The following is a 21,268-nucleotide window of genomic DNA, read 5'->3' on the forward strand; positions in this document are numbered from 1 at the left end:
CCGGGATGCGCACGGAAAACCGCGCATATTTTCGTCATCCCGCTCTAGAGCCAGGAGGCCGGCGATTTCGGCAGCCTGCCTTCCGGATCTATGACCTCAAGGCGTGGCCCACCCGCGCCGTTCCAGCGCCAGAGCGCGACGCAGGTGCCGCCGGGCGACATGTAAGACGGGTAGATCACGCCATGAAACTCCCGGGCCGAGAGATCCGCCTGCACCTCGTGGGTTTGCGGCACCACGCCCCTGTCGAGGCCGTCTCGCCATTCGCATCGATGGATGGCATCCGTCAGGCCAAGCTCCGCAAGAACATTGGCGTCCGTGAGATCGGCAAGCAGCGCATCGTAAAGCTCGAGCCGCACGATCAGCGCCGGATGCTGCACGAAACCCTGATTGTATTCCGCCCAGGCCGTCGAAAGTTCGCGCGCGGCATAGATCGTCGGCATGCCCACCGGATTCCATCTGCCGCCGAAGCGCGCCGCGCCTTCGCCGGAAAGCGGGACATGGGCCCACCGCGGCACGAAGGCGCGCCAGAGCGGCATCGGCTCGGCAGGCGGCTCTAAGTTGGAGCGGGATGCGGACGGAAAACCGCTCACACTTTTCCTCATCCCGCTCTAGGCGTAGACGCCGGCGCGAACAGCTTCCAGGTAAGCGAGAACCTTGTCGGCCTTGCCTTCGCCGACGAGATCGAACGCCGTCTTTCCGGCCCAGCCGGGAATCGGCTGGTGCTTGAACCAGATGACGGCACGGGCCTCGTCACCCGCCATTTCGGAAGCCATGGCGAGGATGCGGACGACCTTGCTCAATGCGCTATCGACCTTGCGGGCACCCGTCTTGGCCGTCAGCGTGTTCCGCGCGACGCCAATCAGCTTGGCGAGTTCGGCAAGCGTTACGCCCAGACGGTCGGCGACGAGACGCGCCGACAGAAACGGGGAGTGATCCTCCCCGAAGCGGGCGGCGGGAATTTCCAGGTTGAGGGCGACCATGGCAAAACTCGATCTTGATTTGATCAATACACAGATAAAGTAAGCTCAATCCGCGATCATTTCAAGCGCAGCATTTGCTCATTACTGCCAGGAGGGCGTCCGTCGATCGAAGAAAGCCGAGACTCCTTCCCGGGCTTCCTCCGTTTCCCAGGTGTCTGCAAGCTGCTCGATCGTCGCCGCGATGACTGCATCCGTAATCGGCATGCCAAGCGATCGCGCCAGCCGTTTGGCCCGTCCGGCGGCTTGTGGCGCGGCGGCAAGATAGGGTGCGATTTCCGCATCGACAGCGGCGTCCAGGCGTCCATCGTCGACCACGACCGTCGCAAGACCGGCGGCAAGCGCTTCTTCGGCACCGAAGATCCGTGCCGACATGAACAGCGGCCGCGCCCTTCCCTCGCCGATCCTGGCAACGACATAGGGACTGATCGTCGCCGGGATCAGTCCAAGCCTCGCCTCCGTCAGGCCGAACTTTGCGCCCGCCGCCGCGACGACGGCGTCGCACACGCTCATCAGCCCGACACCACCACCAAAAGTGTTGCCATGCACCCGCGCGATCAGCGGCTTCGGCATCTCGTTCAGCGCCTTGAACATCATCGCCAGACGCGTCGCTTCGGCGATCCGCTCCTGCCGGTCCGCGTCAAACTGCTGGCGCATCCAATCGAGATCCGCGCCGGCACAAAAGCTCTTCCCCTCGCCGTCGAGAATGACGACACGGACCGCCTTGTCATCGCCAAGCCGGACCGCCGCATCAGTGAGTTCGCCGATCATCGCGGCGGAAAACGCGTTGTGCTTTTGTGGACGGGCCAGTGTCAGGCGGGCGATGCCCCGCTTGTCGACCGTGCACCGGATCGTTTGCTCAGTCATGCAGCACTCCTCAGGGATCGGGCGAAGGCCGCGGCGCGATCGAGCTTTTCGGCGTCAAGCCCGGTCGAAAATCCTTTCGTCTGCAGGAACGCATTCACCGCAAGCGTATCGACGTTACCGGCGGCGCCCGGCGCGTAGGGGCAACCGCCGAGCCCTCCGGTCGAGGCGTCGAACACCCGCAGCCCCCGGTCGAGGCCGACAGCTATATTTTCCAGCGCCCGGCCGGACGTGTCGTGGAAATGACCCGCAAGTTTTGTCGCGGGGATGTCGCCGAGCACCGTCGCCAGCATGGTATCAACGGCTTCCGGCGTGCCGCGCCCGATCGTGTCGCCGAGACTGATCTCGTAACAGCCGAGTTCGGAAAGAAGGCGTGCGACGCGGGCGGCGGCCTCCGGCGCGATCGGTCCCTCGTAAGGGCACTCGACGACACAGCTGACGTAGCCGCGCATCGGAATTCCATGGTGCCGGCTTGCCTCCGCGACAGGACGGAAGCGCTCGATGCTCTCGGCAATCGAGCAGTTGATGTTCTTCTGAGAGAAGCTTTCGGAGGCCGAGGCGAAAATCGCCACCTCGTCGGCGCTCGCGGCGCGGGCAGCCTCGAAGCCCCGGATGTTCGGCGTCAACGCCGCGTAGCGAATGCCCGGGCGCCGCGCGATGCCGGCCATCACCGCCGGGGCATCGGCCATCTGCGGCACCCATTTCGGGCTGACGAAGCTGGTCACCTCGATGCGCTCGAAACCGCAATCGGAGAGCAGGTCGACGAGCCGGATCTTGTCATCGGTATCGACAAGCCGGGATTCGTTCTGGAGGCCGTCGCGCGGCGCCATCTCGACGATCGTGACGTGCTCGCTTGCCGACGATGTCACTGTGCGGCCTCCTCACTGAGCGTTACGAGGACAGTACCCTCGCTGACCTGCGTGCCCTCGGCCACGTGCACGCTCGCGACCGTCCCCTCTCGCGAGGCCGAAAGCGTCAGCTCCATCTTCATCGCCTCCATCACCACCAGCGGCTGGCCCTTGGCAACGGCCTCGCCCGCGCCGACACGGACCATCTTGACGAGCCCCGGCATCGGTGCGACGAGCTCGTCGTCAGCAATTTCCCCGCCATGTCCGCCGGCCAACCCATCCGGCAGGTGAAACACCAGGTTCCGGCCATCGAGAAACAATGTCAGCGTCTCGCCCTGCCGAAGGAAGCGAAGCGTTCGCCTCTGCCCGGCCACTTCCAGCCGCGCACCGTTTTCGAAGCGTTCGAGCACGAGTACCGGCAGGGTGCTCGTACCGGCACGAACGGCGAACTGATCGCGTCCGCGCGACGCGAGCGTGACGGCCGCGCGCCCGCTCGCGTGATCGATGGAAATCGTCCGATGGGCATCGCCCCAGATCTGCCAGTAGCCGAGCGAGGCCCAGGGATCGGCGGACGTCATCGGCTGGAGGACGCCCGTGGAGACAATTGCCGCCAGCGCCAATGCTTCGTCGTCCGGATCGTTCGGTGCCGCCAGCCGCTCGACCGCTCGGTCGATAAGCCCCGTGTCCGGCCTGCCGGCGCGGAAATCCTGCTCGTCCGTCAGCTTGATGAGGAAATCGAGATTGGTAACCGTTCCGCCGATCCGGACTTCCTTCAGGGCCGCCTGCAGCCGCGCAAGCGCCGCCGAGCGTGTTCCGGCATGCACGATCAGCTTGGCGATCAGCGGATCGTAAAAGGGGGTTATCGCGTCCCCCTGTGTCACGCCGGAGTCAATGCGCACGTTGCTGTCCGGAAAACTCAAGTGCGCCAGCCGCCCGGTCGCCGGCAGGAAGCCGCGGGTCGGATCCTCGGCGTAGATGCGCGCCTCGAAGGACCAGCCGTCTATACCGATCTCGCCCTGCTTTTTCGGCAGCGGCTCGCCGTCTGCGACGCGCAGCTGCCATTCGACAAGATCGATTCCGGTGACGGCCTCGGTCACCGGATGCTCTACCTGCAATCGCGTGTTCATCTCCATGAAATAGAACTGGTCCGGCCAGAGGCCATTGGTCACGTCGGCGATGAACTCGACGGTGCCGGCGCCGACATAGCCGATCGCATGCGCCGCCCTGACGGCGGCGTCCCCCATGGCGCGGCGCACTTCCGCGGTCATGCCCGGCGCCGGCGCCTCCTCAATCACCTTCTGGTGCCGCCGCTGCAACGAGCAGTCGCGCTCGAAAAGATGAACGATGTTGCCATGCCGGTCTCCGAAAATCTGGACCTCGATGTGGCGAGGGCGGGTCAGATACTTCTCGATCAGAACGCCGGCGTCGCCGAAGGATCCTTGAGCTTCCCGCTGCGCGGCTTCCAGCGCCGAACCGAAATCCTCTCGTCGCTCGACGCGCCGCATGCCCTTTCCGCCGCCGCCGGCGCGCGCCTTGATCAGCAACGGATAGCCGATTTCCGCCGCCCTGGCCGCCAGGAACTCAGGATCCTGCTGTTCGCCGTGATAGCCCGGCACGACGGGCACACCGGACTGCTCCATCAGCGCCTTGGCCGCATCCTTGAGGCCCATCGCCCGGATCGCTTCCGGTGGCGGGCCCACGAAAACGATGCCGGCGGCCTCGACGGCTTCGGCAAAATCAGCGTTTTCGGACAGGAAGCCATAGCCCGGATGGATGGCGTCAGCGCCCACGGCCCTCGCGGCTTCTATGACGCGGTCGATCGAAAGGTAGCTTTCGGCGGCGTTCGCGGGGCCGATCCGCACCGCCTGGTCGGCGAGCGTCACATGAAGCGCGTCGCCGTCCGCATCCGAATAGACGGCAACGGTGCGGATGCCCAGCCGCCTGGCGGTGCGAATGATGCGGCAAGCGATCTCGCCGCGATTGGCAATCAGGAGTTTGGAAAACATGCCCCTCGGTTCCGCTTCTATTCTGCCGCCACCACTTCGACTTCCAGGAGCCAGCCGGAATCGAAGATCCCGGCAATCACCAGCGTCATCGCCGGTGCCAGCGCACCGAGATAGTCGCTGCGGATCTCACGGTTCGCAAGGGTGTGGTTCCTGTCGGCGAGGTAGGTCGTCACCTTGACGATGTTGGCCTTGGTCATGCCGGCAGCCTTGAGCTGGGCGTCGATATTCAGCCAGACCTGGCCTGCCTGCGCCTCAAAACCCTCAGGCAAGACGTCATCGGAGGTCATGGGTATCTGGCCGCTGACGAAGAGCAGTCGTTGAATATTCTCGATGCTGACGGCCTGCGAGTAGCCGCCACGCGGCTGCGGTGCGTTGATCGCATTGATGTTGTCGCGTTTCATGGCCCACCTCCCCTACATCCTGAACAATCCGAAACGTGTATCCGCGATCGGCGCGTTGAGCGCGGCCGACAGCGACAGTGCGAGCACGTCGCGGCTTTTTCGCGGATCGACGACGCCGTCGTCCCAAAGGCGTGCCGAGGCATAGAGCGGATGGCTTTGCCGCTCGAAAAGATCGAGCACCGGCTGGCGGAAGCGCGCCTCCTCCTCCTCGCTCCACGGCGTGCCGGCCCGTCTCAACGCTTCGCCGCGCACCGTCGAGAGAACGCCGGCAGCCTGTTCGCCACCCATCACGGAAATGCGGCTGTTCGGCCAGGTCCAAAGAAAGCGCGGTGAAAATGCACGCCCGCACATGCCGTAATTGCCGGCCCCGAAAGATCCGCCGACCAGCATGGTGACCTTGGGCACTTTTGCCGTGGCGACCGCCGTCACCAGCTTGGCGCCATGCTTGGCGATGCCTTCGGTTTCGTATTTGCGGCCGACCATGAAGCCCGTGATGTTCTGCAGGAAAACAAGCGGGATCTTGCGCTGGGCACAGAGCTCGACGAAATGGCTCCCCTTCAGCGCCGATTCCGAAAACAGCACGCCGTTATTCGCGACGATGCCGACCGGGATCCCATGAATATGGGCGAAGCCGCAGACGAGCGTGGTTCCGAAACGGGCCTTGAATTCGTCGAAACGGGAACCGTCGACGATCCGGGCAATCACCTCGCGGATCTCATAGGGCGTTCTGAGGTCGGCCGGCACGATCCCGGCGATCTCTTCTGGATCGTAGAGCGGCGGCTCCGGCGTACGAAGTTCCACCGACGAAGGTTTTTCGCGGTTCAAGGCTGATACGGCGCGCCGCGCCAGGGCCAGCGCATGCGCATCGTCACGCGCCAGATGATCGGCAACGCCCGACACCCGCGTGTGGACGTCGGCGCCGCCGAGATCCTCGGCCGAGACCACTTCGCCGGTCGCCGCCCGCACCAGCGGAGGGCCGGCCAGGAAGATCGTGCCCTGCCCCTCGACGATGATCGCCTCGTCGGACATGGCCGGCACATAGGCGCCGCCCGCCGTGCAGGATCCCATGACGACGGCGATCTGCGGGATGCCGGCAGCCGACATGTTGGCCTGGTTGTAGAAGATCCGGCCGAAATGCTCGCGATCTGGAAAAACCTCGTCCTGGTTGGGCAGGTTGGCGCCCCCGGAATCGACCAGGTAGACGCAGGGGAGCCGGTTTTCGGCGGCAATTTCCTGTGCCCTCAGATGCTTCTTGACTGTTATCGGGTAGTAGGTGCCGCCTTTGACGGTCGGATCGTTGCAGACGATCATGCATTCGCGCCCGGCAATCCGGCCAATTCCGGTAACCAGCCCGGCGCCCGGCGCGTCGCCATTGTACATGCCGTGCGCCGCGGTGGCGCCGACCTCCAGGAAGGGCGTGCCCGGATCGATCAGGGAAGCAACCCGGTCGCGCGGCAGCAGCTTCCCGCGGCTGACATGGCGCTCCCGCGCCGTTTCGCCGCCGCCGTTGACAGCCATCCGCACCGCTTCCTCGACTGTCGCGATGGCCTCCGTCATCGCCGCACGGTTGCTCTTGTAGAGGTCCGAGGATGCCGAGATATGCGATCTCAAAATTGTCATGAAGCCCCCAGGCACGGGATTTGACCAAGATGCGCGAAGAACGGCAGCCGCCGTTCGTCTATTTTGTTTCCGCGAACAGTTCGCGCCCGATCAGGATCCGGCGGATCTCGCTCGTGCCGGCGCCGATCTCGTAGAGCTTGGCGTCACGCAGCAGGCGGCCGGCCGGATAGTCGTTGGTGTAGCCGTTGCCGCCGAGCGCCTGGATTGCCTCGAGCGCCAATGCGGTCGCCTTTTCGGCCGCATAGAGAATGCAGCCGGCGGCGTCCTTGCGCGCGGTTTCGCCCCGGTCGCAGGCAGCCGCCACCGCATAGACATAGGCGCGCGCCGCATTCATCGTCACATACATGTCGGCAAGCTTTCCCTGCATCAACTGGAACTCGCCGATCGGCTGGCCGAACTGCTTGCGCTCATGGAGATAGGGGACGACGACATCGAGGCAAGCCGCCATGATGCCGAGCGGCCCGGCCGAGAGCACGACGCGCTCGTAGTCGAGGCCGGACATCAGCACGTTGACACCGCGACCGTCCGCGCCGAGCACATTTTCTTCCGGCACCTCACAGTCTCTGAAAATGAGTTCGCAGGTGTTGGAGCCGCGCATGCCGAGCTTGTCGAGCTTCTGGCCGGTCGAGAAGCCGGCGAAACCCTTTTCGACGAGGAAGGCGGTGATGCCACGCGGGCCGGCAGCCGGATCGGTCTTGGCATAGACCACCAGCACGTCGGCGTCCGGACCATTGGTGATCCACATCTTGTTGCCGTTCAGCACGTAGCGGTCGCCACGCTTGTCAGCCCTCAGCGTCATCGAGACCACGTCTGAGCCCGCACCCGGTTCGGACATGGCGAGCGCGCCGACATGTTCGCCGGAAATCAGCGTCGGCAGATACTTGGCCTTTTGTGCGGGGCTGCCGTTGCGGTTGATCTGGTTGACGCAGAGGTTGGAATGGGCACCGTAGCTTAGGCCCACCGAGGCGGAGGCGCGGCTGATTTCCTCCATCGCGATGCAATGGGCGAGGTATCCCATGCCGGCGCCGCCATAGGCCTCGTCGGCGGTGATGCCGAGCACGCCGAGCTCTCCCATCTCCCGCCAGAGGGGCGCGGGAAAGGCATTGCTCCGGTCCGTCTCTTCCGCAAGCGGCGCGATCCGCTCGCTCGCAAACCGGCGAAGGCTGTCGCGCAACGCGTCGATGTCATCGCCAAGGGCGAAACTCAGTCCACCATGATACATGTCTTTTTCTCCTCCGCATGTCCCCGGCAGCGATCTCCTCATCGCCGGCAGAAACAGGCCTCGCGGGCATCCTCCTCGATGCACGGTCGCTGACAGCGCCGCGCGTCTATCCTGACGCGCAAAGGTCGCATTAGTTCACCGCATCGTAACGCCGCACGGCCCTTGTCGCGAACGATAACATCGCGCTTGGCTAATTTCCTTCCAAAGAGCCGGGCGGCGCAGCACGATTTGGAAAGGGGAAGGCTCACATGCGGCAGATCGATGCTTCGCGCTTGGCGTGCCCTCGTTCAATCGGCAACCGCGATTCGAGACGGTCGATGAGCGCGTGCGGCTACATCTTGCCGAGAGCGGCAAGCGCTTCATCGACGATTGCAGCCAGCGGTTGGTCGATATCGATCGCTACGGTGTTCGCCTCGCCGGTCGGATCTTCCAACGTCGCGAGCTGGGTCTCTAACAACGACGGCGGCATGAAGTGGCCGGTGCGATGCTGCATCCGCTCCGCCAACACCGCCTCGGTTCCATGGAGATAGACGAAAGCCAGTTCCTCCGGCGCGCTTTCACGCAGCTTCTGCCGATAGCTGAGTTTGAGCGCCGAGCAGGCAACGACGGCCGGGCCGGAGCTTTCCGCGAGCTTCCGGCCGATCGCCGCCAGCCATGGCCAGCGGTCATCGTCCGTTAGTGGAACGCCGTCGGACATCTTCTTGATGTTCTCGGGCGGATGCAGCGCGTCCCCCTCGATGAAGGGATAGCCATAGGCTTTTGCGATGCGCTCGCCCACAGACGATTTTCCGCTTCCCGACACGCCCATCACGACGAGCGAGCCTGGAAATCGGTGCGCCGGCGCCGCGGGTCGGTGTTTCTTGTCGGTCATCATCCTGAACCTGGCATCCTTGTCTGCGGGCAAGCGATTACGCTTCCGCTCATAGCTTCCGCGCTGTTGGTGGGCAAGCGCCATGGCCGGCCGCTGAAGCATCCGCTGACCGCTGGCTTTCTATTCGAAAGGGACGATGACAGAAAAAGCCGTTGAATTTTTATAAATCTCCACGTATTTTTCTGAAATGGACGCTACAGACAGAAAAATCATTGGAATTCTTGCAGAGGATGCCCGAACGTCGTTGACCGACATCGGTGCGGCGGTCGACCTCTCGCCCTCCGCCGTCAACGAGCGCATCCGCCGGCTCGTTGCCGGTGGCACGATCCGCCGTTTTACGCTCGACGTGGATCATCGCGCCCTTGGCCTCGACGTTCTCGCCTTTGTCTGGATCGCCCTTTCGGCCGATGCCGATGAAACCGAATTCCGCGCGTTCATGGCGGCACACCCGGTTGTCGCCGAATGCCATCACGTCACTGGCGCATGGTCCTATTGCGTCAAGGTCCGCATGCCGACGCTCAGCGATATCGAGCCGTTTCTCTCCGAGCTGAAAGCACGGCGATACCTCGCCCGCAGCGAGACCGTCATCGCGCTTTCGACCGTTGCCGATAACCTCTTCACTGGACCGGAGGTCCGATAGACATGTCCGTACTGCTTTTCGGAAAAGGCCTCCTGCTCGGCCTCGCCATTGCCGCCCCGGTCGGGCCGATCGGCGCGCTTTGCATCAGCCGTACGCTGACGCGCGGCTTTTGGGCCGGCGTCGCGGGCGGCCTTGGAACCGCGCTCGCCGACGCGGCCTACGCGATGCTCGCGGCGGTCGGCTTTGCGGCATTCGCTGCTGCGCTTTCCGCAATCGCGACACCGCTCGGCCTGGTGGGAGGCCTGTTCATGATATGGCTCGGCTGGCGCGGACTGGCGCCGAAACCGGTTGCTACGGCCGCCGAGATCGACGCGCGCGATCTCATTCATACGACGACCGCGACCTTCTTCCTGACGATCGCCAACCCCACGACGATCCTGTCCTTCGCCGCCATCTTCGCCGGGCTCGGGCTTTCGACGGTGGGCCAAGGGATAAAGGGCGCGATTGTCGTCTCGGGCGTCTTTCTCGGTTCGCTCGCCTGGTGGTTCTTCTTGAGCGGCGGCGTCGCGCTCGCCAAGAGACGGCTCCCGGATAGTTTCGCCGCTTGGGTGTCGCGCATTTCCGGGCTTCTGCTGATCGCATTCGGCATAACCGCGCTCGCATCGAGCGCGACACGGTTTGTCTGACGCCTTGTGCGCGACACAATAGAAACCCAAACACAATCACAAAATGTGTTTCAGTCCATGGATTCTGGCGCGTCCTGATTGCATCACACCATTTATTCGAGCAAACTTATATGGATGAGATCGAACCGTTCCGAGGAGAATCACTGCGATGAATAAGAAGGATCCAAACCCGATTGATACCTTCGTCGGTTCTCGCGTCAGAATGCGCAGGCTGATGGTGGGGCTGAGCCAGGAGAAGCTGGCCGATGGCCTGGGCATCACGTTCCAGCAGGTACAGAAGTACGAAAAGGGCACAAACCGCATCGGCGCGAGCCGTCTGCAGGCGATTGCGGATATTTTGGGTGTCCACCCGAGCTTCTTTTTCCAACGCGAAGATGACAAGGCGTCAGGACGAGACAGTGCCGGCGACATGCATGAATCGAACGAGATTTCTTCCTTCGTCGCGTCGAAGGAAGGCATTGCGCTCAACAGGGCGTTCCTGAAGATTGCCGATCCGGTGTTGCGGAAGAAGATCATCTCGCTCGTTGCCGCCATGGCGCAGGCACCGGATACGGAGTCGTCGACGAGCGTCACCTCTGGAGCGCGTCGCACAGAGCCTCTGCACGGCTAGACTAGATACTAAATAGCCTTACCGTCAGCGAGGGGCCGCATGACCTACAGGTTGCAGACTCTGGGACGATTGCGCCTGCTTAACGAAGCGGGCCGCGAAGTCGCCTTCCCCGAGAAGGGTCTGCTCATACTGTGTCTTGCGATTGCCAACGGCCATCGCGAGCAATCCCGGGCGGAAACTGCGAGGCTGCTCTGGGACGGAGTCGAGCCCAGTCAGGCCTATGTCAACCTGCGCAAGACAATTTCCCGCATCACCGCGCAGCAGACGGAACTCGGGCGAACCTTTCTGACCTTTTCGCAGTCGTCGATCCTAGTCAATGCCGGCAGCTTGACGAGCGATCTGGATGCCGTGAACGATGAAGGCGGCGACACTTTGGCTCGCTTCTGCCGCATTGCCACTGTGCTGCGCGACGATTTCCTGAAGGATGCAAGATCGCACGGCAGGGCGCTCGATGCCTGGATCAACCGCCAGCGCGAGAGGCATATGTCGCTGCTCAGGGAAAGCCTGCTTGCCGCGGCGCCCGCCGCCGCGGGCAAACATCGCGAACTTCTCAAGTCGGCGGCAATGCGACTGCTCGAACGCAGCCCGTCGGACGAGGAAGTCCGGGCGATCTTGAAGAGCGCGCTGGAATCGGAAGGGCGGCACCATGACGCGCAGGTCATCTTCGACAGCGTTAGCCTGTCAGTGCCTATCGCCAGCAACCAGCCCTCCGCGCCCGTCGAGGTCCTCGTCAGGGACGACCAACACCAGAGAAAGCCGCCGCGCCTCGTGCTGCTACCGCCAAACGCCGAGCGCGCAGATAGCGCCGCGGCGATCTTTGCAAGCTCGCTCATCGAGGACGTGACAATCGGCCTTTGCGCCCTTCGGTCGGTCAGTGTCATCGCGCCCTATACCGCGGCGCAGATCGGCCTTCAGGCCGACAAGGCCAACACCTACGAGCGGCACACCATCAGCTATATCCTCGACACGCGATTGACCGATGAGGGTGACCGCCAGAGCCTCTTTGCGCAACTGATCTTTTTTGCGAACGACGAAGTCATCTGGGCCGACCGGTTCAATCTCGTCGGCGATGGGCTGATGCGGTCGCGCAGAGGTATCGCGCACCAGATCGCCTCGGCGATCGCAAGCCAGGTCGAGCAGAACGAAGCCGCCCGGCACGCCTACGAGCGCAACGGCGAGTCCTATCGCAGCTATCTTCTCGGCCAGCGCTATCTCAAGCACCTCAACCTCCCCGAGATCCGCCGGGCGCGCAAGAGCTTCCGCGAAGCACTTGGCGGCCAGAGGGACTTCGCTCCAGCCATGAGCGGGCTCGCTCGGAGCTATTTCGTCGAATGGCTGCTGACGGCGCGCAACGATCGCGAGTTGTTGATGCTCGCCGAGAGCCATGCGCGCGAGGCCGTGGCCGCGGACGAAACGCTTGCTTCCGGGTACAGGGAGCTCGGCGTCGTCAAGCTCTACCTCCGCGAATTCGACGAAAGCGTAGAGTTCCACGACCGGGCGGAAGAGCTCAGCCCGCACTATGCCAATGTCATCGCCAGCTACGCCGATACCCTCGTGCAGGCCTCAAGGCCCGGAGAGGGCCTGCAGAAAATCGAGGCGGCGATCGACCTCAACCCGATCGCTCCGGACGAATATTTCTGGACCGCCGCCGGTGCCAGTTACTCTCTTCGCCGCTACGAACAGGCTCTCGCCTACATCGACCGGATGCGGGATCGCACACCAGCCGACCGGCTGTCGGCCGCGAGTTGGGGCATGCTGGGCGACCGCAGAAAGGCACGCCAGTTCGTGCGCAAGACATTCGATGTCCATCCGGATTTCGATCTCGGCAGGTGGATGGCGATCGTGCCCTTCCGCGAGGAATGGCAGAAGGAACATTATCGCGAGGGTTTGAAGAAGGCGGGTTTTTGAGGCGCAATTCCGCGCGAGAGCAAGAGGGGGTAATAGATGGCTGAAGTTGTTGTTTTCGGCGTTGCCGGAGAGGATCATTTGTGGCTCGCGGATCTCAAGGCGGGGACCGTCACCAGGATCGACCCGCCCAAGCAGGGCGCGCTGGCGGACGCCGACGCATTGCGTAAGGCCGGGTCCACGGTCGTCAAAACCGTCAATCTGGCAGCAGCGGCAAGTTCTGCCGACGCCGTTTTCGGAGGTTTCATGGACGGCTAGCCGCCGGCCATGCGCGACGGGCAGCGGGCCAAAGGGCTGTCGCCAACGCGTCTCTTCAAAGCCATGTCCGAGTCAATCCGCTATTCCGATCGGATCTGCGCCGCCGAAACAACCTTCGGCCGGATCGAGCCGCTTTTGCCGGAGTTCGGCATCACGCGGCTCGCGCGGCTGACCGGGCTGGATTGCATCGGCATACCGGTCTGGAATGCCGTGTCCCCGAATTCGACGTCGCTGGTTATCAATCAGGGCAAGGGTATAACCGACATCGACGCAAAGGTCTCGGCCGCCATGGAGGCGCTCGAGCGCGCCGTCGCATGCGCGCCGCGCGTACCGACGAGGGTTGCGCGCCGCGGGGATCTGTTGGCCGAAGGCGATCAGGCCCTGTCTCTGCCGGGGCTGATCGCCAGCGCGCGAGCCGATCTTGGCGACGACGAGCCGATCCGGTGGGTTCTCGGGCGCAACCTTGACGGAGGTGCGCCGACATGGGTTCCGCTGGAGGCCGCCCTGCTCGACAGGACGGTCGAGAACTGCCGGTTCTGGCAATCGTCCGATGGCCTCGCCTCCGGCAACACCGAGACGGAAGCGACGCTGCATGGGCTCTTGGAACGGATCGAACGGGACGCGGAGGTGCTGTGGCGCCTCACGCCGTTGGCAACGAGGCTTCGACGCTGCGTCGCACCGCAGGCGCTCGGCGATCCGGTGCTCGATGCGATGGCCGTGAGGTTTGCCGCAGCCGAACTCGAACTGCGCCTTTTCGACATCACCAGCGATGTCGGCATACCGAGCTTCACCGCGGTCGTGGCCGGGAAAGACATCCTCACGGCGAAGGCGCCGCTTTTCCACCATGTCACGGTCGGACACGGGGCACATCCGAATGCGGTCAGAGCGGCCATCCGCGCGGTGACCGAAGCGGCCCAATCGAGGCTCACCTATATCAGCGGCGCGCGCGACGATGTCTATCCGGAGACCTTCGTTCGTCCTTTGCCGCAGCTGACGCAAAAACTGTTCGAGGCTGTGCCGCAAGCGCCGACGCGCGTCGATGCCACCCCGACGGGGGGACCAGACGCGCTGTTGTCTTTCGTCCTGCAGCGGCTGCGGGAGGCTGGCATCGGGACCGTCATTTCCGTGCCCTTGCTCGGCGATGGCCTGCCCTTTGCGGTTGTGAAAGTGTTCGCGCCGGACCTGGAAAACCCGGACGGCGAGCGCAAGCGCCGCTTCGGCACACGGGCGCTTTCCTGGGCATTGGAGGTGGCATGAAGATCGTCTTCGTCGGTCCGACCGTCCCCGATGCGCGCGAACTCGCCGGTGCGGCTTTCGCGGTCGATCCACCGGCGATGCAGGGCGATATCCTGCGCGCCGCACGCGCCGGCGCGACGGTCATCGGTCTTGTCGACGGAAATTTCGAACATGTGGCGCCGGTCTGGCACAAGGAGATCCTGTTCGCTCTTTCGCAAGGCGTACGGGTCTTTGGCGCGGCGAGCATGGGTGCCTTGCGCGCCGCTGAATGTGCGCCCTTCGGAATGGTAGGGATCGGAGAAATATATCGCCAGTATGCCGCAGGCGAGCTCACGGACGACTCGGATGTGGCCCTGCTTCACGCTCCCGCCGAGCTCGGCTATGCGCCCCTGACGGTCCCGCTGGTAAATGTGCGCGCAACGCTCGCGCGCCTCAGGCAAGGCGGCTCGGTTACGGCTGCGGATGCGGCGCAGATCGAGGCGGCAGCCGGGCAGATATTCTACAAGCGGCGCACATGGGCTGCGATCATTGCCGGTGCAGAACTTCGGGCGGCTTGCGATCGCGCCGCCTTGGCCGCTAGGCTGCAGCAGGAGATGGTCGACCAGAAGCGCGCCGACGCCCTCGCGCTTTTCGACGCGGTACGGACTCAGCCGGCCGAACGGCGCGGCGAGAGACCCGGCTGGGCTTTCAAATCGACAAGTATGTGGAAGGTTTTGCTTAATCAACCTGAGACGTAGGATCGGTTGCATTTCCCATTCAGCGTGTGTCACGCTCGTGTCACGCCCACGGCGCCGAAGTCACGCTATATTCGCTGGCGAAAGCGGGTCGCAGTGACCCCCGAGTGGCACTGGGGAAAATCATGCAGCAATCCATCAAGCTACCTATCGACGTGGAAGACAAGGAGAAGGAACTTCTGGCCCTTGCCCGCCTCGTCAGCTACGCGCGAGACTCCGCCAAGACATTGAACGTCGAAGGCGTGCAATATTGCCTGGAATTGGCCTTGGCCTCCCTGCTCCAGGAAGTCGAATACATCAGCGACAAGAACGTTCTTCCGACGGTCGATCTGATGGCTCTGGGCAGCTTGGGCCGCTGCTAACCAACGCATGCTTGCCCGAGAGCAGGCAGCACTCAACGGCGGCATAGGGCGAAGCTACGCAGGTTCAGAGAGTTAGATCGTTCACTGTTTCAATGAAACAATGAAATGATCTTTAGAGGGGCGAGGAGCTGGAGCGGCTTCCACTGGGATCCGCTCCAGCTCCTCGGACTCGTTGGCAATCGGCGCGGGCCGCTCACGATCGAGCGACCGGGACCAATGTCCTCTTTTCGAGCTTGCCCGCCACTGAAAAGATCAGGAATTCGGTCGCCTGACCGATCCTCTCGCCGTCCATCAGCCTGACGACGTCGTCCACGCCGCCGACGGGCTTGCCGTCGATCGACAGGATATAATCGCCTTCCCGAAGACCGCCGCGCTCGGCCGGGCCCCCGGGTTCCAGCCTTCTCAACCGGACCGATGTGGTGCGGTCGGTTCCCGCCGCCAGGGCGATCCTGCGCGGCAGTTCGATGGTATCGCCGGCGATGCCGATATAGGCCCGCCTGACGTGGCCGTATCTCAGGATCTCGGAAATCACGAAATTCGCCGTGTTCGAGGCGACCGCAAAGGCGATGCTCTGCGCGCCCTGGATCACGGCGGTGTTGACCCCGATCACTTCGCCGCCCGACGAGACCAGCGGCCCTCCCGAATTTCCGGGATTGAGGGCGGCATCCGTCTGGATCACGTCGTCCATCAGGCGTCCGTTCGCCGCCCGCATGGAGCGACCAAGCGCCGAGACGATTCCCGCCGTGACGGTCCACTCGAAGCCCAGCGGATTGCCGATGGCGATGGCAATGTGGCCTCGCCGTAGCCGCTTCGAATCCGCCAGCCGCGCCCAGGCGCCGACGCCCGAGTTCGCTCGTATGAGTGCGATGTCGGTGTCGACGTCGCGACCAAGCACACGACCTTCCGTCACGAAGCCATCCGGTGTCGTGATGCGAACGGCCCTGGAATCCCCAACGACGTGATTGTTCGTCACGACCAGCCCGTCGGAAGAAACGGCGAAGCCCGAGCCATGACCGGCCCTGCCGCCCACCCGCTCGATGCGGCTGACCGCCGGGCCGACCACGTCGACTGCGCCGGCAATTGCATGCGAATAGGCATCCGTCAGCGCGCCGTCGTCGACGGGCGCTATTTCCTTGTCGATGAAACCCATGATCTGATCCTCAAACGGCGGCGACTATCGCCGCCGAACCAACGGACCGAAACAATTTGGTACTGTTGTTCAAAATAGATGGAGGGGCCTGCAGACCGGTTCAAGCCTCGACTGATTCAGAGCCACTCCGCGCTCCAGTCGCCTCAAATTAATGCAATCAGCTAGTCCGCAAATTTTTTAGGCAAATATATTGCGAAATTTGCTGCACTGCATCATGATCGACGCATGACCCGCCGCGACCTGACCATTCTTGTGATTGACGAGAACGCCATCCGCGCCTCGATCATCGAGGAAGGCTTGCGCGATGCCGGCCACAACCGCGTGAGCATCGTGCACGATGTCCATGGTGTCGGACGGGTGATCGAACGGTTGCAACCGGATGTGATCGTCATTGATCTCGAAAATCCCAACCGCGATTTGCTGGAGAGCATGTTCCAGCTCTCTCGCTCGGTTAAGCGGCCGATCGCCATGTTCGTTGATCGGTCCGACAGCAGCATGATCGAGGCGGCGATCGATGCTGGCGTCTCGGCCTATGTCGTCGACGGACTGCGGCAGGAGCGCGTGAAACCGATCCTCGACATGGCGATCAGCCGTTTCAACGCCTTTTCGCGCATGGAGCGCGAACTGGCGGAGGCACGCAGCGAGCTTGCGGACCGCAAGGTGATCGACCGTGCCAAGGGCATCCTGATGAAGTCGCGCGGCATCGGCGAGGAAGAGGCCTACAAGCTACTGCGCACGACCGCGATGAACCAGAACCGCAAGTTAGCCGAAATCGCACAAAGCCTGGTGCTGGCGGCGGGATTGCTGGAGGACCTGTAAATGGCTGCCACCGCCGACATCACTCTTGGCTTCCTGCCGCTCTTCGACAGCGCCGTGCTGGTCGCCGCCAGCGAAAAAGGCTTCATCACCGACGAGGGCCTGTCGGTGCAACTCGTCCGGGAAACCTCCTGGGCCAATATCCGCGATCGGATCGCCGTCGGCCATTTCCAGGCCGCCCACATGCTGGCTCCGATGCCGATCGCATCCAATCTCGGCCTCACGCCGCTGTCGCTGGACCTCGTGGCGCCCTTTGCGCTCGGACTTGGCGGCAACGCGGTGACGGTCTCGCGCGACCTTTGGGAACGCATGGTCGCCGAAGATGCCGGCCCCGGCACCGACCCGAGCGCCAATGGCGCAGCGCTGAGGCGGGTCGTCGCACGCCGCCGCGACGCGGGCGCGCCGCCACTGCGTTTTGCCGTCGTCCACCCCTTCTCCGGCCACAACTACGAACTGCGCTATTGGCTCGCGGGCTGCGGCATCGATCCGGAAAGCCACGTGGAGATTGTCGTGGTTCCCCCGCCGCTGATGGTCGATGCGCTTTCGGCTGGCGCCATCGACGGTTTCTGCGTCGGCGAACCGTGGAACAGCGTCGCGGTCGCAAGGCATGCCGGGCATATTGCTACTGCCAAGGCGTCGATCTGGCGGTTGAGCCCGGAAAAGGTGCTCGGCGTTTCGGCCCGGTTCGCCGCCGAAAACCGCCCCGCGCTGGACGCTCTGCTGCGTGCGCTCTACCGAAGTTCGATGTGGTGCGGCGAAAGCGCAAATCACGAAGAACTCGCGGCGCTGATGAGCAGCCCTGCCTATCTCGACCTGCCACGCAAGATGCTGATGCCGATTCTTACCGGCCGGCTGATGCTCGGCGATGGCGCGACAGGCGACATTCCAGAGTTCTTTGTCCCGCACGCCAAGGGTGCGACCTTTCCCTGGCAGAGCCACGCCCTCTGGTTCTACAGCCAGATGGTGCGGTGGGGACACACGCCGCATTCGGCCGCGCTTGCTGAGCGTGCACGCGACACCTACCGGCCCGACATCTACCGACAGGCGCTGAAGCCGATCGCCGCGCCGATGCCCGGCGCCAATATGAAGGTCGAAGGCGCCTTGACCGTGGCGGCGCCGGTTGGCGCTTCGGAAAGAGGGCTCGTTCTGGGCCCCGACGGCTTTTTCGACGGCCGGATCTTCGACCCGGACCGGCTCGACGCCTACCTGGCGAGCCAGCGCTGAGTGCACCCGAGCGTTGCTCGATTATTGTGCACTGCGCAAAATTTATTCAAGCAACAGCTTAGTCGCCTCTCACCAGCGCACTGCCCTTTGGGTTCATCACTGAAAAATCATGAGAATCCGCGCATCCTCCGAACTGGCACGGTTCCTGCTTTGAGGAGAACGTAGGGCCATTGATGGTCTGCTGGAAATAGTCGGCGTCCAATGAAGGGCGCAGAAGGCAAGGCTGCCAAACCGGGAACGCGCTCTGAACGAGGCAGAGCGTCGGACTGCGGTTTGGCAGCCTTTTTATTTGCCCCGAACGTCGCAACCGCAGGCGAACCTCCCATCGCCGGCACACAGGAGAAAATCATGCACACGCCTTCTACCGGAAAATTCGCGAAGTGTTCGCTCGCCGCCTTGGCTGCTGCACTCTATTTCGGCGTCGGCTCTTTCGCGTCCGCCGAAATGCTGGTGCCCGAGAAGGACGAACTCAAGCTCGGCTTCATAAAACTTACCGACATGGCGCCTCTGGCGATCGCCTACGAGAAAGGCTTCTTCGAGGAGGAAGGGCTGTTCGTCACGCTCGAACCGCAGGCCAACTGGAAGGTACTGCTCGATCGCGTGATAACCGGCGAACTGGATGGAGCGCACATGCTCGCCGGTCAGCCACTCGCCGCCACGATCGGCTTCGGCACCAAGGCGCATATCGTGACGCCCTTCTCCATGGACCTGAACGGCAACGGCATCACCGTCTCGAACGAGGTCTGGGCGATGATGAAGGAGAATATTCCGCTCGGCGACAACGGCAAACCGGTCCACCCCATCAAGGCCGACGCCCTGAAGCCTGTCGTGGACGCGTTCAAGGCCGAGGGCAAGCCGTTCAATCTCGGCATGGTGTTTCCGGTTTCCACCCACAACTACGAGCTTCGCTATTGGCTCGCTGCCGGCGGCATCCATCCGGGGTTCTATTCGCCGGAAAACGTCACCGGACAGATCAGAGCGGACGCGCTCCTGTCCGTGACGCCGCCGCCGCAGATGCCCTCCACGCTCGAAGCCGGCACGATCGTCGGCTACAGCGTCGGCGAGCCCTGGAACCAGGCTGCGGTCTTCAAGGGTATCGGCGTTCCGGTCGTGACCGACTACGAAATCTGGAAGAATAATCCGGAAAAAGTCTTCGGTCTGACCAAGGAATTCACCGAGAAGTACCCGAACACAACGGTTGCGCTGACAAAGGCGCTCATCCGCGCTGCCAAATGGCTGGATGAGAACAACAACGCCAACAGGGCCGAGGCCGTCGAAATCCTGTCGCGCAGCGAATATGTCGGCGCCGACGCGGCCGTCATCGCAAACTCGATGACCGGCACCTTCGAATACGAGCGGGGCGACAAGCGCGACGTTCCCGACTTCAACGTCTTCTTCCGCCACAACGCCACCTATCCGTTTTACTCCGATGCCATCTGGTACCTGACGCAGATGCGCCGCTGGGGTCAGATCGCCGAGCACAAGGACGATGCCTGGTACGCGGAAACAGCAAAATCCGTCTATCTGCCTGACATCTACATGAAAGCGGCGGGGATGCTGGTCGAAGAGGGAAAGGCCGAAACGGGGGACTTCCCCTTCGGTACCGACGGTTACAGGGCGCCGACCTCCGACTTCATCGACGGCGTCACTTTCGATGCCAAGGCGCCGAACGCCTACATCGACGCGCTCAAGATCGGGCTCAAGAACGGACAGACGATTTCCGGATCGGACGTCGTCGGCGGCTGAACGTCGGGCCGGCGGTGCGGAACCCGAAGCCGCCGGCTCCTCGACCACAATTCCAACAGATGAGACAAATCCATGACTCAAGCGATCACCATGGCTGACCTGAAACGCGCGCGACGAGAGCGTCTGTTTCAGCGGATCAATAAAGCCGCCGGCTGGCTCAATGTGCTTGGCCTCGGCTGGGTGACCCCGATCCTGCGCATGGCGGCTGGCGACAATGTCGCCGAACAGATGTCCGAGATTCGCAGGGTTTTGCTGGTGCCGCTCGCCGGCATCCTGTGCTTCCTCGCCCTCTGGGGCATTCTTGCCCCGAAGGTTCAAACCTCGCTTGGCGCCATTCCCGGCCCGGCCGCCGTCTTCGGCCAGGCGAACGTGCTTCTGCAGGATCATTTCGCGGAACGGAGCAAGGCAACGGCTTTCTATGCCCGGCAGGACGAACGCAACGCCAAGCTCGTTGCCGACGGCAAGGCCGATCAGGTGAAGCATCGCGTGTTCACCGGCAAGCCGACCTATATCGACCAGATCACGACATCGCTGATGACGGTTGGACTCGGCTTCGTGATTGCGACGCTGGTCGCCGTGCCGCTCGGGATAGCCTCGGGTCTCTCCAAGACGATCAATGGCGCCATCAACCCGCTGATCCAGATCTTCAAGCCGGTCTCGCCGCTGGCCTGGCTGCCCATCGTCACCATGGTCGTCTCGGCACTTTACGCCGATCCGTCGAGCCTGCTGCCGAAGTCGCTGGTGATCTCGGCCGTTACCGTCACCCTCTGTTCGCTGTGGCCGATGCTGATCAATACGGCCCTCGGCGTCGCCTCGATCGACAAGGATCTGGTGAATGTCGGCAAGGTCCTGCAGCTTTCGACAGCGACGACGATCCGCAAGCTGGTTCTGCCTTCCGCCCTTCCGTTGATCTTCACCGGGCTCAGGCTTTCGCTCGGCGTGGGCTGGATGGTGCTGATCGCGGCCGAGATGCTCGCGCAGAATCCCGGCCTCGGAAAGTTCGTCTGGGACGAGTTCCAGAACGGTTCCTCCGACTCGCTCGCCCGCATCATGGTCGCGGTGCTCACGATCGGCATCATCGGCTTCGTTCTGGACCGGGTCATGTACGCCCTCCAGTCCGCCTTCACCTTCTCGTCGAACCGGTAGGAGGCG

General features: G+C 63.2%; 22 protein-coding genes. 12 read left to right on the forward strand and 10 right to left on the reverse strand.

Annotated elements, in window-relative coordinates; translation table 11 throughout:
- Nucleotides 1-44: 44 nt before the first annotated feature.
- The 9 genes from FKV68_RS31985 to FKV68_RS32025 all read right to left on the reverse strand — a co-directional run bounded on the left by FKV68_RS31985 (nt 45) and on the right by FKV68_RS32025 (nt 8,809).
- Entirely contained in the window at nt 45-602 is a 558-nt protein-coding gene (locus FKV68_RS31985) for an RES family NAD+ phosphorylase (RefSeq protein ID WP_180942905.1), read from the reverse strand.
- Nucleotides 603-608: 6 nt separating this feature from the next.
- The gene (locus FKV68_RS31990; protein ID WP_180942906.1) at nt 609-980 is read right to left on the reverse strand and encodes a DUF2384 domain-containing protein; all 372 of its coding nucleotides are present in this window, start codon (nt 978-980) and stop codon (nt 609-611) included.
- 81 nt (nt 981-1,061) lie between these two features.
- The gene (locus FKV68_RS31995) at nt 1,062-1,844 is read right to left on the reverse strand and encodes a crotonase/enoyl-CoA hydratase family protein (protein ID WP_180942908.1); all 783 of its coding nucleotides are present in this window, start codon (nt 1,842-1,844) and stop codon (nt 1,062-1,064) included.
- Nucleotides 1,841-2,710: a hydroxymethylglutaryl-CoA lyase gene (locus tag FKV68_RS32000; RefSeq protein ID WP_180942910.1), complete on the reverse strand. Its 870-nt coding sequence runs from the start codon at nt 2,708-2,710 to the stop codon at nt 1,841-1,843. The genes FKV68_RS31995 and FKV68_RS32000 overlap by 4 nt, the downstream gene beginning before the upstream one ends.
- The gene (locus tag FKV68_RS32005) at nt 2,707-4,695 is read right to left on the reverse strand and encodes an acetyl/propionyl/methylcrotonyl-CoA carboxylase subunit alpha (RefSeq protein WP_180942911.1); all 1,989 of its coding nucleotides are present in this window, start codon (nt 4,693-4,695) and stop codon (nt 2,707-2,709) included. The genes FKV68_RS32000 and FKV68_RS32005 overlap by 4 nt, the downstream gene beginning before the upstream one ends.
- 17 nt (nt 4,696-4,712) lie before the next feature.
- Nucleotides 4,713-5,096, reverse strand: coding sequence for a RidA family protein (locus FKV68_RS32010; protein WP_180942912.1), 384 nt, complete (start codon nt 5,094-5,096; stop codon nt 4,713-4,715).
- 12 nt (nt 5,097-5,108) lie between these two features.
- Nucleotides 5,109-6,716: a carboxyl transferase domain-containing protein gene (locus tag FKV68_RS32015; RefSeq protein WP_180942913.1), complete on the reverse strand. Its 1,608-nt coding sequence runs from the start codon at nt 6,714-6,716 to the stop codon at nt 5,109-5,111.
- A 58-nt stretch (nt 6,717-6,774) separates the two neighbouring features.
- A complete protein-coding gene (locus FKV68_RS32020; protein ID WP_180942914.1) occupies nt 6,775-7,938 on the reverse strand; it encodes an isovaleryl-CoA dehydrogenase in 1,164 nt (387 codons plus the stop codon).
- A 331-nt stretch (nt 7,939-8,269) separates the two neighbouring features.
- Nucleotides 8,270-8,809 carry a gluconokinase gene (locus tag FKV68_RS32025; RefSeq protein ID WP_180942915.1) on the reverse strand — a complete coding sequence of 180 codons (540 nt, stop codon included), beginning with the start codon at nt 8,807-8,809 and terminating at the stop codon, nt 8,270-8,272.
- A 187-nt stretch (nt 8,810-8,996) separates the two neighbouring features.
- On the opposite strand from FKV68_RS32025, the gene FKV68_RS32030 reads away from it, so the two are divergent.
- From FKV68_RS32030 to FKV68_RS32065, 8 genes are all read left to right on the forward strand, one after another.
- Entirely contained in the window at nt 8,997-9,449 is a 453-nt protein-coding gene (locus FKV68_RS32030; protein WP_180942916.1) for an Lrp/AsnC family transcriptional regulator, read from the forward strand.
- Between the two features lie 2 nt (nt 9,450-9,451).
- Nucleotides 9,452-10,075, forward strand: coding sequence for a LysE family translocator (locus FKV68_RS32035; RefSeq protein WP_180942917.1), 624 nt, complete (start codon nt 9,452-9,454; stop codon nt 10,073-10,075).
- A 148-nt stretch (nt 10,076-10,223) separates the two neighbouring features.
- Nucleotides 10,224-10,685 carry a helix-turn-helix domain-containing protein gene (locus FKV68_RS32040; RefSeq protein WP_180942918.1) on the forward strand — a complete coding sequence of 154 codons (462 nt, stop codon included), beginning with the start codon at nt 10,224-10,226 and terminating at the stop codon, nt 10,683-10,685.
- Nucleotides 10,686-10,724: 39 nt separating this feature from the next.
- Complete coding sequence (locus FKV68_RS32045; RefSeq protein ID WP_180942919.1) at nt 10,725-12,593, forward strand: AfsR/SARP family transcriptional regulator; 1,869 nt, start codon at nt 10,725-10,727, stop codon at nt 12,591-12,593.
- A gap of 36 nt (nt 12,594-12,629) precedes the next feature.
- Nucleotides 12,630-12,848, forward strand: coding sequence for a hypothetical protein (locus tag FKV68_RS32050; protein ID WP_180942920.1), 219 nt, complete (start codon nt 12,630-12,632; stop codon nt 12,846-12,848).
- Between the two features lie 63 nt (nt 12,849-12,911).
- A complete protein-coding gene (locus tag FKV68_RS32055) occupies nt 12,912-14,105 on the forward strand; it encodes a YcaO-like family protein (protein ID WP_180942921.1) in 1,194 nt (397 codons plus the stop codon).
- The gene (locus FKV68_RS32060; protein ID WP_180942922.1) at nt 14,102-14,821 is read left to right on the forward strand and encodes a TfuA-like protein; all 720 of its coding nucleotides are present in this window, start codon (nt 14,102-14,104) and stop codon (nt 14,819-14,821) included. The genes FKV68_RS32055 and FKV68_RS32060 overlap by 4 nt, the downstream gene beginning before the upstream one ends.
- 122 nt (nt 14,822-14,943) lie before the next feature.
- Entirely contained in the window at nt 14,944-15,180 is a 237-nt protein-coding gene (locus tag FKV68_RS32065; RefSeq protein ID WP_180942923.1) for a hypothetical protein, read from the forward strand.
- A 193-nt stretch (nt 15,181-15,373) separates the two neighbouring features.
- On the opposite strand, the gene FKV68_RS32070 is transcribed toward FKV68_RS32065, so the two are convergent.
- Nucleotides 15,374-16,330: a S1C family serine protease gene (locus FKV68_RS32070; protein WP_180942924.1), complete on the reverse strand. Its 957-nt coding sequence runs from the start codon at nt 16,328-16,330 to the stop codon at nt 15,374-15,376.
- A 225-nt stretch (nt 16,331-16,555) separates the two neighbouring features.
- Between FKV68_RS32070 and FKV68_RS32075 the strand changes: the two genes are divergently transcribed.
- The 4 genes from FKV68_RS32075 to FKV68_RS32090 all read left to right on the forward strand — a co-directional run bounded on the left by FKV68_RS32075 (nt 16,556) and on the right by FKV68_RS32090 (nt 21,262).
- Nucleotides 16,556-17,149 (forward strand): ANTAR domain-containing response regulator, encoded by a 594-nt coding sequence (locus tag FKV68_RS32075; protein WP_180942925.1) that lies wholly within the window; start codon nt 16,556-16,558, stop codon nt 17,147-17,149.
- Complete coding sequence (locus tag FKV68_RS32080) at nt 17,150-18,370, forward strand: CmpA/NrtA family ABC transporter substrate-binding protein (protein ID WP_180942926.1); 1,221 nt, start codon at nt 17,150-17,152, stop codon at nt 18,368-18,370.
- 348 nt (nt 18,371-18,718) lie between these two features.
- Nucleotides 18,719-20,116, forward strand: a complete 1,398-nt coding sequence (locus FKV68_RS32085) for a CmpA/NrtA family ABC transporter substrate-binding protein (RefSeq protein WP_180942927.1) — start codon at nt 18,719-18,721, stop codon at nt 20,114-20,116.
- Between the two features lie 72 nt (nt 20,117-20,188).
- On the forward strand, nt 20,189-21,262 hold the full coding sequence (locus FKV68_RS32090) for an ABC transporter permease (protein ID WP_180942928.1): 1,074 nt from the start codon (nt 20,189-20,191) through the stop codon (nt 21,260-21,262).
- The last annotated feature ends 6 nt before the right edge of the window (nt 21,263-21,268 follow it).

This window comes from Sinorhizobium mexicanum (genome assembly GCF_013488225.1).
GTDB classification, from domain to species: Bacteria; Pseudomonadota; Alphaproteobacteria; order Rhizobiales; family Rhizobiaceae; genus Sinorhizobium; species Sinorhizobium mexicanum.